This is a genomic window from Lactobacillus nasalidis, assembly GCF_016587775.1.
GTDB classification, from domain to species: Bacteria; Bacillota; Bacilli; order Lactobacillales; family Lactobacillaceae; genus Lactobacillus; species Lactobacillus nasalidis.
Genome location: NZ_BOCG01000254.1, coordinates 20,174 through 34,644 on the forward strand (window position 1 = coordinate 20,174; position 14,471 = coordinate 34,644).

General features: G+C 46.2%; 24 protein-coding genes. All 24 read right to left on the reverse strand.

Features of this window, described 5'->3' with window-relative positions:
* Nucleotides 1–38: 38 nt before the first annotated feature.
* Nucleotides 39–704 (reverse strand): phage tail protein, encoded by a 666-nt coding sequence (locus tag lacNas_RS04340; protein ID WP_201331688.1) that lies wholly within the window; start codon nt 702–704, stop codon nt 39–41.
* A gap of 14 nt (nt 705–718) precedes the next feature.
* The gene (locus lacNas_RS04345; protein WP_201331689.1) at nt 719–1,096 is read right to left on the reverse strand and encodes a DUF806 family protein; all 378 of its coding nucleotides are present in this window, start codon (nt 1,094–1,096) and stop codon (nt 719–721) included.
* Nucleotides 1,093–1,494 (reverse strand): HK97 gp10 family phage protein, encoded by a 402-nt coding sequence (locus lacNas_RS04350; RefSeq protein ID WP_201331690.1) that lies wholly within the window; start codon nt 1,492–1,494, stop codon nt 1,093–1,095. Before lacNas_RS04350 ends, lacNas_RS04345 begins: the two co-directional genes overlap by 4 nt.
* Entirely contained in the window at nt 1,487–1,840 is a 354-nt protein-coding gene (locus lacNas_RS04355) for a phage head completion protein (RefSeq protein ID WP_201331691.1), read from the reverse strand. The genes lacNas_RS04350 and lacNas_RS04355 overlap by 8 nt, the downstream gene beginning before the upstream one ends.
* Nucleotides 1,809–2,144, reverse strand: a complete 336-nt coding sequence (locus lacNas_RS04360; protein WP_201331692.1) for a head-tail connector protein — start codon at nt 2,142–2,144, stop codon at nt 1,809–1,811. The genes lacNas_RS04355 and lacNas_RS04360 overlap by 32 nt, the downstream gene beginning before the upstream one ends.
* Before the next feature lie 13 nt (nt 2,145–2,157).
* Nucleotides 2,158–3,378, reverse strand: a complete 1,221-nt coding sequence (locus lacNas_RS04365; protein WP_201331693.1) for a phage major capsid protein — start codon at nt 3,376–3,378, stop codon at nt 2,158–2,160.
* Between the two features lie 15 nt (nt 3,379–3,393).
* A complete protein-coding gene (locus tag lacNas_RS04370) occupies nt 3,394–4,128 on the reverse strand; it encodes a head maturation protease, ClpP-related (protein WP_201331694.1) in 735 nt (244 codons plus the stop codon).
* A complete protein-coding gene (locus lacNas_RS04375; protein WP_201331695.1) occupies nt 4,091–5,239 on the reverse strand; it encodes a phage portal protein in 1,149 nt (382 codons plus the stop codon). Before lacNas_RS04375 ends, lacNas_RS04370 begins: the two co-directional genes overlap by 38 nt.
* A 17-nt stretch (nt 5,240–5,256) precedes the next feature.
* On the reverse strand, nt 5,257–5,436 hold the full coding sequence (locus lacNas_RS04380; RefSeq protein WP_201331696.1) for a DUF1056 family protein: 180 nt from the start codon (nt 5,434–5,436) through the stop codon (nt 5,257–5,259).
* Nucleotides 5,433–7,307, reverse strand: a complete 1,875-nt coding sequence (locus lacNas_RS04385) for a terminase large subunit (RefSeq protein WP_201331697.1) — start codon at nt 7,305–7,307, stop codon at nt 5,433–5,435. The genes lacNas_RS04380 and lacNas_RS04385 overlap by 4 nt, the downstream gene beginning before the upstream one ends.
* Nucleotides 7,304–7,771, reverse strand: a complete 468-nt coding sequence (locus lacNas_RS04390) for a phage terminase small subunit P27 family (protein WP_201331698.1) — start codon at nt 7,769–7,771, stop codon at nt 7,304–7,306. The genes lacNas_RS04385 and lacNas_RS04390 overlap by 4 nt, the downstream gene beginning before the upstream one ends.
* A 145-nt stretch (nt 7,772–7,916) precedes the next feature.
* Nucleotides 7,917–8,486, reverse strand: a complete 570-nt coding sequence (locus lacNas_RS04395) for an HNH endonuclease (RefSeq protein WP_201331699.1) — start codon at nt 8,484–8,486, stop codon at nt 7,917–7,919.
* Nucleotides 8,487–8,524: 38 nt separating this feature from the next.
* Nucleotides 8,525–8,704, reverse strand: a complete 180-nt coding sequence (locus tag lacNas_RS04400) for a hypothetical protein (RefSeq protein WP_201331700.1) — start codon at nt 8,702–8,704, stop codon at nt 8,525–8,527.
* Between the two features lie 2 nt (nt 8,705–8,706).
* On the reverse strand, nt 8,707–9,015 hold the full coding sequence (locus lacNas_RS04405) for a TenA family protein (protein ID WP_201331701.1): 309 nt from the start codon (nt 9,013–9,015) through the stop codon (nt 8,707–8,709).
* Nucleotides 9,015–9,194, reverse strand: coding sequence for a hypothetical protein (locus lacNas_RS04410; protein WP_201331702.1), 180 nt, complete (start codon nt 9,192–9,194; stop codon nt 9,015–9,017). The genes lacNas_RS04405 and lacNas_RS04410 overlap by 1 nt, the downstream gene beginning before the upstream one ends.
* Nucleotides 9,195–9,330: 136 nt before the next feature.
* Nucleotides 9,331–9,483 (reverse strand): hypothetical protein, encoded by a 153-nt coding sequence (locus lacNas_RS04415; protein WP_201331703.1) that lies wholly within the window; start codon nt 9,481–9,483, stop codon nt 9,331–9,333.
* A gap of 805 nt (nt 9,484–10,288) precedes the next feature.
* The gene (locus lacNas_RS04420; RefSeq protein ID WP_201331704.1) at nt 10,289–10,735 is read right to left on the reverse strand and encodes an ArpU family phage packaging/lysis transcriptional regulator; all 447 of its coding nucleotides are present in this window, start codon (nt 10,733–10,735) and stop codon (nt 10,289–10,291) included.
* The gene (locus tag lacNas_RS04425) at nt 10,736–11,329 is read right to left on the reverse strand and encodes a helix-turn-helix domain-containing protein (protein ID WP_201331705.1); all 594 of its coding nucleotides are present in this window, start codon (nt 11,327–11,329) and stop codon (nt 10,736–10,738) included.
* Nucleotides 11,329–11,703 (reverse strand): hypothetical protein, encoded by a 375-nt coding sequence (locus tag lacNas_RS04430; protein WP_201331706.1) that lies wholly within the window; start codon nt 11,701–11,703, stop codon nt 11,329–11,331. Before lacNas_RS04430 ends, lacNas_RS04425 begins: the two co-directional genes overlap by 1 nt.
* Nucleotides 11,704–11,715: 12 nt before the next feature.
* Nucleotides 11,716–12,135, reverse strand: coding sequence for a RusA family crossover junction endodeoxyribonuclease (locus tag lacNas_RS04435; protein ID WP_201331707.1), 420 nt, complete (start codon nt 12,133–12,135; stop codon nt 11,716–11,718).
* Between the two features lie 56 nt (nt 12,136–12,191).
* Nucleotides 12,192–12,599, reverse strand: coding sequence for a hypothetical protein (locus tag lacNas_RS04440; RefSeq protein ID WP_201331708.1), 408 nt, complete (start codon nt 12,597–12,599; stop codon nt 12,192–12,194).
* A gap of 1 nt (nt 12,600) precedes the next feature.
* A complete protein-coding gene (locus tag lacNas_RS04445; protein WP_201331709.1) occupies nt 12,601–12,933 on the reverse strand; it encodes a hypothetical protein in 333 nt (110 codons plus the stop codon).
* A 52-nt stretch (nt 12,934–12,985) separates the two neighbouring features.
* The gene (locus lacNas_RS04450) at nt 12,986–13,498 is read right to left on the reverse strand and encodes a single-stranded DNA-binding protein (RefSeq protein ID WP_201331710.1); all 513 of its coding nucleotides are present in this window, start codon (nt 13,496–13,498) and stop codon (nt 12,986–12,988) included.
* A gap of 450 nt (nt 13,499–13,948) precedes the next feature.
* A partial coding sequence (locus lacNas_RS04455; RefSeq protein ID WP_211762141.1) for a hypothetical protein occupies nt 13,949–14,471 on the reverse strand: 523 nt, incomplete at its 5' end.

Below are 14,471 nucleotides of genomic sequence, written 5' to 3' on the forward strand. Positions count from 1 at the left end.
AAGAAGCTTAGAATGCTCCTCTCAGCACTAATATTTAATTAGTGACTAGTAGTTGAAGCCGTACCAGTTGAGGTTGGCTTAACGTAGCCAGGGAAAACTTCTGCCAACATCTTGTCGTAGTCAAAGTTCTTGGCGTTTGAATTCCACTTGCGGTAAGGCATGCTCTTGCCTTGTGCATTTTTAAAGTTGTCACCAATTGGTGAGTAAGCAGTCGTGTTTAAGGTGGCACTAACGTCTTGCTCAGATGCATCGTCGGTCTGGTGTGAGTGAGTTGGGTCAATTGCAGTGCAATTGGCAAACGCCTCATAAACCGTGTTGCCCTTGTAGTCAGTTGATGCTGCAATCCAAGCAAGGTGCGGCTTGTCAGTAGCCAATGAGTAGCCACCATCTGCTGAAGTAGAAGTGGTGCCATAACCGAGCAGCTTGTTTAACACTTCCCAGTCCATGTCCAAGAACGTAAAGTCAGCAGTTGGTGATTGTGCTGGCTTAGTAACGCGCATCAGCTTGTTGTCCGCGTATTGGGCAGTACCGGCAGCTTCCAAGTTTTGGATGTTCACTGCGGTAGTACCTTCAACATTCTTGCCAGTTTGGTACAAACCATTTTCTGACAAGCCTTTATCTGTACCAGTGATGAGCTTGCCCGTTGACGTATCGATCAAGCCAAACATTGCCCATTCAATACCATGAGTAGATGATCCAGCCATCCTATTACCTCTTTCTAGTAAATAATTTTCTTTTTAACATAAAATGTTGCCGTGAATTGACCGGTATCGGGATCCGCCGATAATGGCCGGTCAGTATCAACCAGCCAGCCATTTTGACTAAGCATATTCATTACCAGCAATTTGCATCCCATTGGATTAACGTCCAGGTCCTTCTTGAAAAAGATCTGAACTTCAACTCGAGCAGCCAGTGCATGTGGCATATTGTCTCCATGCATGGCCAAGCCTTCCGATGCATCCCTCAGCAAAATTGCCGTTACTGACTCGTCAATATCAGCCGGGAGAATACTGGTTACGATATTGCCCTGATCCACCCAATCAAAATTCGCGGCAACGATCAATTTTCTAACCGAAATCACTGGTAATTCAATCATTTAGTCATTGCCTCGTAAACTTTCTTTTCAGCTTCAAAAACGGCCTCTTTGGACTCACGAACGGTAGTGTCATACCAAAAGTCTCCGCGTGTCCGGACCGTGCCGTCGTTCGTATATACGGCATTCATTGCATGGCCTTTATACTTCCAGCCAACAACAGCCGTGCCGTCTTTGATGCCGTCAATGTTTTTGCCGGCAACACTAATATTGTCCGCCATGTGGCCATAAACTGGATCCTTCTTGTTAGAGTAGTGCTTGGCCTTGGCCACTGCGGTCAGTTCCTGCTTTAGGACCACAGCCCCAGCCTTTGTCATTGCCAGCTTTGTTTTCCGGTCAGGTACTCGCTTTTCAACTTGCTTTAAAAACTGTTCAAGTTGAGCTGCCAAGTCATCAGCCATTTGCACCCTCCTTTCTCAAGATCAATTGGTCATAGGCCATATAGTCATGGCCAGCATCTGGATTGATTCCAGCGATTTCATATTCAACGCCATTGATTTTGGCCAGTTTCAGCTTTAGAGCCTCCCAGTCTTGCCGGTGCCGTACAAGATAGACCTTGGAATTAGTAATTGTCATGCCTTCAACGGATAATGGCTGGCTAATAGAAAGCGAATATGGTGCTCCATAAACCGCCAATTTTGGCTTAAAGGCATGCTTTGTAATCCCTGTAATGTCATCTACCACGTGCTCTTGTGCTCCGAGCTGAATCACTGTATTAAGCCTGCTGGCTGTCTTCAGTCGTGTCATTATTTGCCACCGCCTCACTATAGCTGCCGCGAAGCTGACCAATAATCTGCTGCGCTGTTGACGTGTCACCAGTATTGCCCGCGGCATTGAACCATGTCACGGCCAGCGAATTGCAAGCGAGAGTATACAGTTCTTTAACGCCGTTGGATGTATAGAATGTATTACTCTCACCGATTGCTCCTTGGACGTAGTGTTCGGCTGCGGCCAAAACCATCGTCATTCTTGCAACCGTGGCGCTATCAGCATCATCTAGGTAACCAAGTGCCCGCTTCAAGCCGTCATCAATACTTAAGTAAGTGGCCATAATGATCACCTACTTACTTGCCGGCAGTAGTTGCAGCAGAAGCGGCAAAGTTAGCGGTTTGGTTAGCAATTTCCTTGAATGAACCAGCCGCAAATGCGCCGCCGTCAATTAATTCAACGTCAAAGCGATCGATTACACGGATCCAAGTCTGGTCCTTGACGAATGAGTCGCCGCCTTCAGTAGTTACAGCCAATGACATGTTTTCGCGGTCAAACAGGGTGATCCCGTCACGGAAGTCACCAAAGTAAAGTGGGTGAGTGCCGGAGGCTGGATCAGCCAGCCAGTTGTCAGACACAACAACGACTTGGTGGCCGTTAATGAAGTGACCTACAGTGCCTTGCGGATCGCGCTGAATCAAGTAGTCACCAATAGCATTCTTAACCATCTTCAGCGCAACCCAACCTGATTGGTTGGTTAAGTAAACGCCCAAGCGGTTGATCGCTGGATCCAGAGTGCCGTCTGACAGCTTGATAACGTCGTCCCAAGTGGACAGAGTTGGCTTCTTGTCTGGTGTATTCAGCACGCCAATGATCTTCTTGTTACGAGTAACAACAACCTTCTTGGCGATCCAGTTCACCAACCAAGTAATGATGTTTTCGTCAGATTCCTTGATCAAAGAGTTGGTTGCCTTGTTGATTCCGGCATAGCGCTTGATTGAGTACTTGACGGTCTTCAGAGTTGGAGCATCGTTGTCACCGATCGCACCATCTTCATCATCAAGTTCTACCAAACCATCCATAACAGTGAAAGGTTCAATTACCCGGCTACCTGTCAAAGTTGAAACCTTTTCGACATTAACCAGCGGTTGAAGTGCATCGTACTGACGAATTACTTCGTTGATTCTAGTTTGAACGTCGTCGGGAATGGTCAAACCAGCGTTACTGCCTTCAGTTGCCGAAGTAGTAACCAAGTTCAATCGCTTAACGCGGCCCTTAAGCAGGTCTCTAATCCCATTAGCGAATTGCTTGTGGCCGTTCACATCATCCATTGGTGCTGGCTTGGCCTGTTCATTAACAACTTGGTGATCTTCTTGAGCTGACTTGTAGGCTGACAGCGCAAAATCACGGGCTGACTTAGCCTTCTTCAAGTTGTCGTTAGCGGTTTGCAGTTCTTCGTCAGTGACAGATTTTGGGTCATTGCCGACCATGATTGCCAGACGATTAACTTTTTCTTGAGCATCAGTTACCTTGTCACCGGCAACGATCCATGCTTGCTGGAGTTCATTGATGTTCATTTACGTCCTCTTTTCTTATCCAAATAAAATAGCCAGCTTATCTTTGACGAGCTGACTATCAACAGTATTATCTTGAATGAGTTTTTGGCCATCATCGGGCACGGGCTTGGGATGTAGCATCGCCTTGACGGATGCAATCTTATCTGCGGACAAGTTGACCAAACCAAATGCATTGTAGGCCGGGTTGGCCACAACGTCGGTTTCTTCTGGATCCTCGTCATCCTCATCGAACATCTTGCCGTCCGCAAAGCCAAGCTTGATCGCATCATTAGCGTTTAGCCAGGTCTCATCTTTGAGCATTTGGTACAAAGCTGGTTTAGACAAGCCGGTTTTAGATTTGTAAACGTCAACCAACATTTGGTCAGTTGAGTCCAGCATTTGCCCTGCTTGAGACATTGCATCCCGGTTGCCTTCTGCCCCAGTAGATGCCCGGTGGATCATCATTTGAGCTGTCGGAGACATCAAAACTTTATCCCCGGCCATTGCAATGAATGATGCGGCTGACGCAGCCAAACTGGTCACGTGGACTTCGACATTATTCTTTGCCTGGCGCAACATGGTGTAGATTTCGGACCCAGCCGTTACTTCACCGCCATTGCTGCCGATGTTGACAATGATATCTTCGCCTTCAGCAATACCATCTAGCTGCTCTCTAACCCGTGACGGGCTGACAGCATCATAACCAAACCATTCATAGACTTCAGCATTGTCATCACTGCTGATAATTCCCTTGATTTCGACTGTTGCCACTTGATTCACCCCCCTCCATTGCAGGTAAACTTTCTGGCAAGTAACCGCATTCTTGCAAAATAGCTTGCGCTTGATTGGCTCCTAATACGTTATTTTTTGTCAAATTGCCGATTTTGGCAGCATAGTCATCACCATTTGGATCAATTGCTGGCCGAATATCAGCTACAACTTGCATCCCCAGCTTGGTGGTCAATTCTGATGTGATCGAATTTGTATATCTGCGCAAAGTTCGGCTGTATTGGCCAACGATCATTTCGATTGATGATTGTTGGTCACCAGTACCGTTCAAATAACTGTTCGAAACGCCGTAAACCTTGGCGATTTGGCTCCCAGTCCAGTCAGCTTGTGCCAAAAGCTTTGACACATCAGCCTTCAATTCAAGTGGCTTGTATTCCTGAAGGTCATCCAGGACGATTGGCCCTTTTGAACTGTTCATTTGCTTGGCAAAGTCATTAGACAATGCCGACCGGAGCTTGCTGTCAAGCAGAGCACCATTTTTGACACTTAAAACGCCTGGCGCCGCCGTAGATTGGGCCAAGGCGTGTCTGGTCAAGGTGTTTGACCGCTTCTTGATGTCTAGTTCGCTAGCCAGCGCTGTCAGCGGGCTAATCCCGGTCATACCGCCGTTCTTAGACAGCAGCCGAAAGTGAATCACGTCGTTTTGGCTGACATTCAGCTTAGTGCCTACGTCCGGTTCATCAAAGATTAAGTCGTAGATCAGTCCGGATCCATCATTAAGCAGTTTCGGGGAGACTTGACTCGGTCGTAAGTACTCCCAGCGCCGGTCCCGTCCGTTAAAGTCACGCCAGCGATAGGCAAAGCTTTCGCCGGCTAAAAGAAGCTGCGCAAAAGTGCTCTGCCAGAATGCATGGCCGTTTGACGTGCATGTTGGATTATCGATCAGCCGTTGTAAGGCCGGGTTGCTGACAGTATAAGCTACCGTAGCCAGGTCTCCGGACAATTGAGTGATTAATGAGTAAATATCAGAGTTTTTGAGGGCTTCACTTGCAGAAACATAAGATTCTGGGTCAATTACTTCATGGAGTTGATCTTCCCAGGACAAGCCGATCGATGTAGAGGGTTTGTTTAAAGCCATATTGAAGATTGGCATGCGTTCTCACCTCCTCTCTAGCTCTGGGCAGGCAGGTGATCGATAAACCAACCGGTCAACAGCAGCACGCCTCCCAGAGCCAGATATCCAACAATTTTTCCAATTAAAAAGGCACCGTAAACAACGGAGCCTAAACCTAAAACATAGAAAATAACGTCTAAAAACTTCCAAATCCATTTAAATAACTGGTCAATCATTGATCATCCCCCAATCTTGCGGCAAACCAGTCTCTAACTTGCTCTTTAGTCATTCGTGAGATCTCTGTCGACTTGTCATTGACGATTGAGTAGTCTTCAAAGTGGTCCATTCCGTGGTAAAAAGCATCGATCAACGCGTCGACCACGTCGATCTTGAGCGTTGCTTTGTCTTTATCGACCTGGATCCCGATCTTGTCAGCTTTGATAACAGCATTCAGCAGAGATTTTTCTAGTACTTTATCGTCAGGTCGGCTAACCCGGCCAGTTGCGAAGATTTCCTGCAAGAATTTGGTTGGATTGCCCAATGTTGATGTTCTCTGGGCAATGTCTTCGATAAACCAATTCGTGTTTGCGTTCAGCGATTCAACGATGTTTTTTACCTGATACGACCCGAAGCGGTCATAACCAAAGTGCAACACATTGAGCTGATTATCTTCGACAAAGTCAAGCAGCCATTTGTAGACCTGCTCTGGGTTGATAATTCCTTGCTCGTGCGCTGTGATTGTGCAAAAACCTTCTTTTTCAAGCTCCCGATAGGCCAAACCGTCTTGCTGCTCTTTTGCCTCAATGCTTCCAGCATGCTGCCAGGGCACAAAAGAGTGCTGCATGATGTAGAACTTATTTTTTCCGTCATCATCCGTGTAAGGGAAAACAAAGCCGTAGGCCGTGTTGTCTGAAAACATTGAGTAGTCTAGCCCAATGTAAACATCCCTGCCCTTAATATCGAAGTCTCGCTTGATTGCCCGGGTAACGTCATCTAGTTTGACGAAACTGGCTGTTGATTGGGCCAGCCAGAGATTCAAGTTCTTGTTTTGAAACTTGTGCAGCGTGTTTTTAAGCATCATTTCATCCCGCTGTTTGATCAAGTTACCGGTTCTTCTAGCACATTCATCTTCTGAAAGGCCAAGAAGCGGATTGGATTTAATCCAAGTTTCCGGCTTGAAAGTCTCATCAAGTGAATCTTGTTCCCAGACCAGGGCTAATGAGTTATCCCCGGTCCGGTCAAAGTCTCTTTCCATGACTTCCTGCAGGGTTTTCTGCTCATCGTGGAAAGGCGATGTTGGATCCGGATAAGCGGAACTGATCTTAATGAACTGGTGGTAAGGGTTAACCTGGGCTTGCCCGTTGGTAATGTCACCAATTCTGTCGTACGACTTCAACGCCCCAGCTTCGTCATAAATGGCCAGGACATTGTGAGTTGAGTCGTATTTGTCAGCTTCGTAGGAAATTTTCCAGATCTTGTTATTGGTCACCCGCTGAACGATTTGATCTGACAGAGCAGCATAGCCTACTTCCTTGGCCAGGCCCTTGAACGGCTCAACTGCAACGACAGCGTTCAGCATCTTCTTGACATAGCCAAACAGCTTGGTCGACTGGTCATTGGTGTTGGCAGTAATCAAAAAGTCCTTGTTGGTATACCCAATCGTGTCAACCAGGAATGCCTTACACATTTGAATCCCGGCTAGCTGGGTCTTGCCCTGCCCACGGCCAATTGAGATATGAATATCTGTAAATCTAGCTTCCTCGTTCTGGTCTTTCCAACCATTAATCTCAGCTAGAACAGCTTTTTGCCAAGTCATCAGCGGCAGAGGCTTCTTAACGTCAATGTCGGGGATGATCTTGGCCAGTTGCAGAACAACATTTATCTGGTCCAGGTCGTAGTGATAAGGAAAATCCGGCTGACCAATTCGCTGCAGGTCTCGGAGATGCCGAAACATCGCCAATTTAATCATGTAGCCGGCTTGATAGTCGCCATCCAGCACTTCAAAAGCATATTGAGTGGCCGGATCGCGGTATTTCTTTCGAATTTGGCTGAAATCGATGCTTCGATAGGCGGAATCAACATCATGTGTTTGCGTTAAGTCGATCATTTGCTATCGCCCTTCGTACCGAAGAATTTCTTCAGCGCATCTTCAGTGGTTTCTGACTGGCTGGAGTCAGCAATCGTCATTAGTTCTTGCCGGCCTTTTGGCGTCAGGCCAAGCTGGATTCCGATTTGATTCAACTGACCGACCGTGTCTTTCATTGTGGCCGTAGCCGGATTTTTTCGCCAGCCAGTGAAGTCTTCACCAATAATTTCACCAGCAGAATTCTGAACAGACCGCTTGATTGCGGTCTGAATGCCGTTTTCTTTAATATCTTCGTAGCAATTTCGATAGATTTCGTATTCAACGCAGTACATTTCAACCAAACTGGTGTCAATCCGCTGAACCTTCCCAGTTGATTCCAGGAATGGCACGATTTTTCGCCAGCATTCTCCGGCAATTCTGCCTAGATGTGCAGGCGGTTTTGCGCTGATTTTTCCGTCATTTTGTTCATAAAAGTATTTTGCCATTTAACCGCCTTCTCCCTTGATGCCCCGGTAGTCAAAAAGTTTGAAACGAGTCTCGCACTTACTTTGATGACACTTGTTGCGGCTCCCTCTTGGAGCACACACCGGGGGACATCATTTTTCTAACATTGCTTGTTTATGATTGCCTTTAAAAAGCTTGCGACCGCTCAGAGAGCCGTTTTGAGCTTTCTAGGGCATGCATCATTTTGACAACAGAGCCCACGTCGGACACCTTAGCAACAGTTTTAAGATGGTTACCTTGCCCAGTTCCGTAGTATGCCTGCTCCCAGCGCGTCTTCTTGGCGTGACAATCACGACAGCAGGTCACCAGGTTGTCAACATCCCTCATTTGAGAGGGAGAGTACTCTATGGGTACTACGTGATCGACTACCGTGCCCTGAGTCAGCTTGCCATCTTGCTTGCAGTACTGGCAGAGATGATAGTCTCGCTTCAAGACTACCTCACGCAAGCTAGTCCATGCCTTGGTATGGTAGAAGCGGTTCTGCTCTGCTTTCACTGGCGTGGAATAGCGTTTGATATGGTTATATGCCCATTGCTGTTGCTTAACCTTTTTGGGATTACCTTGGCGTGACTTAAGGTAAGCCTCACGCCTGCTGAGATAAGCCCGCTCTTGATCTACGTGCGCATCGCAGTAAAGATGACCAGGACTGGCCAGTCGCTTACAGTCTACTGCTCTGCATGTCCTTACCCTTGGCATGTCTGTCCTCCTTATCCTTGCAAACAAAAGAGCCAGCACTAAGCTGACTCTCCTGGATTAGTATTCTTCAAAGCTTCTTTCAGTTCTTTGTTCTCAATGATCAAGTCATTGATATATAGCGACAGTTGTAGCATGTCACGATCAGAGTATAGATTACCATGCTTTCTGTTGATTGTAATCACTCTATTTAAGGCGGCTAGTATATCTGTCGTGTCCATTCTTACAACCTTCTTTCTCTCGGGCATATCCAACCGTAATCTGAATTAACCATGTGGATCAACATTCCATCAGCATCCCAGCACACAGAACAATATGGCACGGAATCGCCTGCTCGCCAATACAATCCGCCATGCGGATCAATAGTTAGGGTCGCTTGGTTATGCAATTTTTCTTTTAGAATTCTATTTTCATTTTCCAATTCTAAAGATCGATTGATTAAGTCATTAAGATCCTTCTTTAATTCAAGGTCTTTGCTTTTAGATGCAAGGATAAGAATGTTGTGAATCAATTGTGACAGATCACTGTACATTACAATTCCTTCAGTCTTTCCTCAATCATCTGTTGCAGTTCCAGCAAATCATCTTTGCTTGCAATGTCTCTAACATACTTTCTGGCATACGATCTATAGCGATAGATTCTTTTCTTGTCTTTGTTCTTATCATCCCAGCGCTTGTTTGACTTTGCCTTAGCTTCACTCAATTCAGCCATAGTCTCACCGCCAAATCGATAATCCATAGAATTATTCCGACAATAATGGCAATCTTCGCGATCTTACGATATTTCTTTTCTTTGCTTGTCATGATAAACTAAGTATGGCAATGAGGCGAGTTTCCTCGCCTCATTATTATTTCAGAAAATGCTTGAGCAAGAACTTGATCAAGTCTATCAATGCCGTGGCCGGAATTGATAAGGCAGCGATCATTCCGTAGAACGCTCTTTTGGTTTTTAACCTTTCGCGTTCAAGCTCAAGCTTTTTCTTTTTCTTCTTTTTTGCCATACCGTTTTTCCCTCCTTTCATTATCTATTATAGCACGTTACTAACGTGCGTCAATAGAATAGAAGGAAAAATTTATTTTTGCAAAAGAAAAAGGGCTTTCGCCCTTGACCTTGCTCGGCTAGCAAGGTTTTTTCTTAGCTACTTACTCCGCTCGGGACGAACCGCGTCCTGTCATCGCAGAGCTAACTCCTGGCAGGGAAACGAGCCCCGCTTAAATGAACCATCATCAGGAGTGTCAGAACGGTGTGATGGGACCACACATTAAATGTGTATGCGCTCTGACTTGCCCGCTCTGGTGTCTGATAGTCACACCGTCATCGCATGGCTATGACTATGGCAGGAATCGAACCTGCCCCAGCCAGTGTTAAATCATAGAATACTAGCAAAATTAATAACTAAAACAAGGTGCCAGGAAAGAAAAACATCTTTCAAGAAAACTAACCTGGCAAAGCCCCACTGCCGAGTCGAACGGCTTTAACTCACCGGATGAGGCTGCTAAAAAATTTAAACGGAATGTGTGTCGGTTCAATACTACTACTAGCTATCTATATGCCAGGCAACGCACCTGGCTAAAGCCATGTCCGGAGTTGCACCGGACCATAGCTGATGTTTACTATCTTCAAGGAGATTAGTGATGTTATGAAAAAATAGGTCAGTATTTAATGGAGTCTTCAATTACCAGGTTCAAAACATGCCATTGATAGTGTCAAAAGGCCATCTCTAACCTTTTCGACACTATCAATTATGCACCGCTTTCGGCTTGATTTGTCCGATGTTTGTCCGATGTTTGTCAGAATATGTCCGATTAATCTTTTTTGTACGCAAACAGGTCGATATGTCCATGGCTGCTTTCACGCAGGTATCCCGCCAGCACACAACACGCCTGCTGCAGCATTTGCTGTAAAGTCGATCGCTTGTAGCCCAGGTCCTCTGCCATTGCTGTTTTATCTCGCCGCTTGATGTAGCACTCAGTGATCAAGTAAGAGTTCCACTGGTCACAATCATGCAAACACAAGAGTGCTCGTCTGGTCCAATAAACAATTTGTTTCGCATCAAGCTGATCAATAATTTCGTCTTCGACGTGATTTTCGTAGCTACCAGCACCAGGCATCCCCGATAGTGATGGTGATTTAAGATACGACACCGGAGTTCCTGCCACAAGGCATGCATCCCTGTAAGTCTTCTTAAGATAGTTCCGCACTTGCTCAGCCGTCTTCTTCTCATCGACTTCTGGAAACAGCAGTATTGCCACTCAAATCACTCCCTTGTTCATATGTTCATAGCTGCCTAAGCCATGTTTGCGAAACAACCCTTTTTCTGTCAAATACAGAGCACCATCTTTAATGTCAGCCCAGTGCAATGCTTCTGCTGGCGAAAGAGATTCGTACTTATAGCCCGTTTTGGCCAAGTTCTTGGCATCGGTTGGACCATAGCCGGTAAATGGCACTCCGAAATACTTAGTGATCGCTGTCTTGCTAAGAGTTATGATCAGCTCTTGATCATCCAGTGGTAGCATCCGACTCCTGAACTTTGGCGGAACAGCAATATGATTCTTCAGCTTGATTGTTCGAATGCACGTTTCATTGATACCAGTATTCTGCTTAATTTCGGCCACGGTATAACCGCCTTTAAGCCAGTCAAGTACCTCTTCTTCACGGGATGCAAACTTTTTTGTGACCTTTGGAGTAATGGATCCGTGCTGAACGTCCCAAAGCTTCCAGAGCTCGGCATAGGCTTCAGCCGGCACTGAGTCAATCCAGCTTGGCCCTTTGCCCTTACGATCATACTTTTCTTCGATGACGTGTAGCAGCTCTAACGTCTTCTTCCGCTTCTCTGTTCTGCTCATTACCATGGGATGCTCCAAATTGCCAAAGCTAAAGTCAAGATAAATGTTGTTATTGACAGCCAACTTGGCTTAAGCAACGCCCAAATTATTGTCAGATCCGCGCATCCCCAGCACAGATAGAGTGCCAATTCCTGCAGTGTGATGTTTCGTTCCCCCACTGGCAACCCAGCATAAGCCTCAATCGCCTTGTTCTCAAACCCACTGATTGCTTCTACATCGTAAACGATAAAGCTGTCCTGCATTGACCCGCTAATCCAGGCAACCTCATTTTCGAGCTTGTCATAGATCACCACATCATGTGTGTTGGCTTCCAAGACTACGTCATGTCCGCCCTTGGCCAGCTCTCGCACAAGCTGGATAAAGTTCTTATTCATTTTCTTCACTCCTTACTGCTCGATTTCTTCTATGCTGACAACAACCTTAGCTTCTGGTCCATAAGCCTTATAGACGTTGGCCTGAACGATTTGCTTATCGTCTTGATAGGCCAAGCCGTTAAGCGCATCGCAGACCCCCTTGGCTATGTTGTCAAAATCTGGCTTTTTGGTTGGCTTTTCTATTCCTTCCAGGCAAGCCCGTGTCCTGGACTTGGAATATGATCTTGGAATCGCAAAGAACGCCTTAATTGTCAATCTAATTGGCTTGGAAAGTGGATCACCCATATAAGCCCTTTGGAAGCTCTGAGCGATTCTTGCCTTGTATTCTCTTGATTTTGGCGGATCATACGTTTGTACATATCCCCGCCGACGGGCAAAGCGTGGCCTTCCTTGGCCAACTGGATCACCCACTATAGTGAATTCAATCTCCATTTGATCTCCATTTTTCGCGCAAGCTGATCTTCAATTCTATCTTGATCAGCAGGAACTCAATTACTATCTTCAAAATCAATTTCTTCTTCCAGAGAGCGCTTGATTGTAGGCGCTGCTATATGGAGGCTCTTATACTGAGCTGCTTCTTTCAAAAGCCAAAGCTCAATTTCATGCTTCTCTTTCGTGTATTTGTGACTCTTTTGGTCTCCTAGTTCAGCATCCCCAAAGAAAATATCAATGTGATCCCTCCAATTTTGCTGGTCTTCAGCATTAAGCTGGTTATAAAAATATTCTCTAAGATCAAAAATTTGTTCACTGATCGAAAGAACTTTCTGAATGTCCTTGTCGCCAAAATCGTCTCGACCATATCTGAATCGCGCAGCTGCGGCCGCTTCATGGATAAAGAAGTCTGCCAGTTCAAGTGCAGCCGCAAGCTGTTGCCAACGATACAACTTGTTGCTCATGTTATTCTCTCCGTTCGTTTGCTCGCCGTAAAAGCTCATAGATCACTCCGATTGGTGTCATGATGATGTCTCTATCTCTTACTGCATCTGAGATTTCTTCTACATCATCTAGAATTGCTTCCAACTCCCATTTTTTAATGCTTCTTGAGCAAAGCAGGCAACGTAAAATTGTCTCAAGACATGTGCGCTGAACAGCAGCATGTCTAACATTAAAGTGGTGGGCATTCAGCGCATATCCCATTTCGTCAATGTACTCAGTGCAGAACTTTTCTACGTACTCCGCGTAGTTTTCTCTTGTTACATAGCCGACATCCGTATTTGATTCGTATTTCATTTTTGTCCCTCTAAAGCTCACTTTCTGCCAAATTCAAGTGCCATAGCTGCTCCTAAAACGGCAAATCATCACTTGACACATTGATTCCAGCATCCCCGGCACCAGCACCAAACGGATCACTGAAAGATTGTGGTTGCTCTGGATTTAAATTATTTCCCGACTGAGGTGCCACCTGCTGGCCGTTATACCCACCACCAGCATAATTGCCTTGCTGAGTGCTAGAGCCCCTCTGAGAGCCATTCTGGGCTTTCTGCCCGCTTGGGAGCAATTTAACGCTTTCAACAACTACTTCCGTGACATAGACTCTCTGACCTTCCTTGTTGTCGTAGTTGCGGGTCTGGATCCGTCCTTCAACGCAGATCAGCCGTCCTTTACCAGCATACTGGCTAAGAATTTCAGCCGTCCTGTTCCAGGCAACGCAAGGGACGAAATCCGCTTCGTCTTTCTGTTTTGAGCTGTCTCTGTCGACTGCCAGAGTAAAGCTGGCAACTGAGATACCTGATGGTGTCGTCCGCAGCTCAATGTCCTTGGTCGGGCGCCCAATCAAAACAGCGATATTTGTCATTTATTCGTTCTCCTATTCGTCTAAATCAATTACTGTCCAGCCGTTGTGCAAGGCGGCTGTATTACATTGCACTTGCTGGTATATCCAATTTGGGGATGCCCCAATGCTTTTGGCAGCCAGCTTCATACTCGGGAAGAACCTGGTCTCTTCGGTCCTCATGTTGTAGAGCAACACTGGCTTGCTATTTCCTCTTTGTTTTTCCATTTTTTGTCTCTGAATCGCGCTCGGCGGAGGCGAGCGCGATTTAGACGCCCGCCCCTTGATCGATTACTTGCCTAATTCATGGAGAATTAGTAAAATAAGGATCAGGATTATGATTGTGTTGTCCATGCGTATCACCTCCGAATGCCCCTCACCATAGCTGTGCTATGGTTAAATTTGGGCTGAGGAGTGTAGCATGGACAACACGCTGCGGGCGTCTAAAAGTTTTAGGCGCTCTTTTTATTTGCCCTAAAACGGCAGGTCACCTGGATCAACTAAGATATTCGGATGACCATAGTTGTCATCCCATTGATATTGATTCAGCAGATCTTGCTTAACGTCTTCTGGCATGCCAGGGATGCTAACGTTATCAAGGTCATCAGCGCTGCTGATCTTGCCTTCTTCCATTAGTCGATCAATGTGGTGCTTACGTTCTTCATCCCAGCCATTCCATCCATAGACCAACTTGATCAAGTTAACCCACTCATCCTGTTCAGCAGCAGTGCCACCGTCTGGATGGTCTTTGATGTAGTCCTTGTAGGCTAAAAAGATGCCATCATGGTCTTCCCGTGATCTAGCCCTGATCGCCTTAATAATTGGATCAGACATAGGATTATTTGCTTGATTTTCCCCCTTGGGGTTCCCAGGCTTCGCCTGGGGGAAATTAAGTGCTCTATTATCTGTTCTATTGGGTATATGTTCTATTATCCCGCCAGTCTGTCGGCAGGGGGTGGGGTCGTCTGTCGGCAGAGGGTCCGCCGATGTGTCGGCA

What these genes read in the sequence shown, in the direction of transcription:
- lacNas_RS04340 (WP_201331688.1), bottom strand. Translation starts at nt 704, where the DNA reads ATGGCTGGATCATCTACTCATGGTATTGAATGGGCAATGTTTGGCTTG.
- lacNas_RS04345 (WP_201331689.1), bottom strand. Translation starts at nt 1,096, where the DNA reads ATGATTGAATTACCAGTGATTTCGGTTAGAAAATTGATCGTTGCCGCG.
- lacNas_RS04350 (WP_201331690.1), bottom strand. Translation starts at nt 1,494, where the DNA reads ATGGCTGATGACTTGGCAGCTCAACTTGAACAGTTTTTAAAGCAAGTT.
- lacNas_RS04355 (WP_201331691.1), bottom strand. Translation starts at nt 1,840, where the DNA reads ATGACACGACTGAAGACAGCCAGCAGGCTTAATACAGTGATTCAGCTC.
- lacNas_RS04360 (WP_201331692.1), bottom strand. Translation starts at nt 2,144, where the DNA reads ATGGCCACTTACTTAAGTATTGATGACGGCTTGAAGCGGGCACTTGGT.
- lacNas_RS04365 (WP_201331693.1), bottom strand. Translation starts at nt 3,378, where the DNA reads ATGAACATCAATGAACTCCAGCAAGCATGGATCGTTGCCGGTGACAAG.
- lacNas_RS04375 (WP_201331695.1), bottom strand. Translation starts at nt 5,239, where the DNA reads ATGCCAATCTTCAATATGGCTTTAAACAAACCCTCTACATCGATCGGC.
- lacNas_RS04380 (WP_201331696.1), bottom strand. Translation starts at nt 5,436, where the DNA reads ATGATTGACCAGTTATTTAAATGGATTTGGAAGTTTTTAGACGTTATT.
- lacNas_RS04385 (WP_201331697.1), bottom strand. Translation starts at nt 7,307, where the DNA reads ATGATCGACTTAACGCAAACACATGATGTTGATTCCGCCTATCGAAGC.
- lacNas_RS04390 (WP_201331698.1), bottom strand. Translation starts at nt 7,771, where the DNA reads ATGGCAAAATACTTTTATGAACAAAATGACGGAAAAATCAGCGCAAAA.
- lacNas_RS04395 (WP_201331699.1), bottom strand. Translation starts at nt 8,486, where the DNA reads ATGCCAAGGGTAAGGACATGCAGAGCAGTAGACTGTAAGCGACTGGCC.
- lacNas_RS04400 (WP_201331700.1), bottom strand. Translation starts at nt 8,704, where the DNA reads ATGGACACGACAGATATACTAGCCGCCTTAAATAGAGTGATTACAATC.
- lacNas_RS04405 (WP_201331701.1), bottom strand. Translation starts at nt 9,015, where the DNA reads ATGTACAGTGATCTGTCACAATTGATTCACAACATTCTTATCCTTGCA.
- lacNas_RS04410 (WP_201331702.1), bottom strand. Translation starts at nt 9,194, where the DNA reads ATGGCTGAATTGAGTGAAGCTAAGGCAAAGTCAAACAAGCGCTGGGAT.
- lacNas_RS04415 (WP_201331703.1), bottom strand. Translation starts at nt 9,483, where the DNA reads ATGGCAAAAAAGAAGAAAAAGAAAAAGCTTGAGCTTGAACGCGAAAGG.
- lacNas_RS04425 (WP_201331705.1), bottom strand. Translation starts at nt 11,329, where the DNA reads ATGAGCAGAACAGAGAAGCGGAAGAAGACGTTAGAGCTGCTACACGTC.
- lacNas_RS04430 (WP_201331706.1), bottom strand. Translation starts at nt 11,703, where the DNA reads ATGAATAAGAACTTTATCCAGCTTGTGCGAGAGCTGGCCAAGGGCGGA.
- lacNas_RS04435 (WP_201331707.1), bottom strand. Translation starts at nt 12,135, where the DNA reads ATGGAGATTGAATTCACTATAGTGGGTGATCCAGTTGGCCAAGGAAGG.
- lacNas_RS04440 (WP_201331708.1), bottom strand. Translation starts at nt 12,599, where the DNA reads ATGAGCAACAAGTTGTATCGTTGGCAACAGCTTGCGGCTGCACTTGAA.
- lacNas_RS04445 (WP_201331709.1), bottom strand. Translation starts at nt 12,933, where the DNA reads ATGAAATACGAATCAAATACGGATGTCGGCTATGTAACAAGAGAAAAC.
- lacNas_RS04450 (WP_201331710.1), bottom strand. Translation starts at nt 13,498, where the DNA reads ATGACAAATATCGCTGTTTTGATTGGGCGCCCGACCAAGGACATTGAG.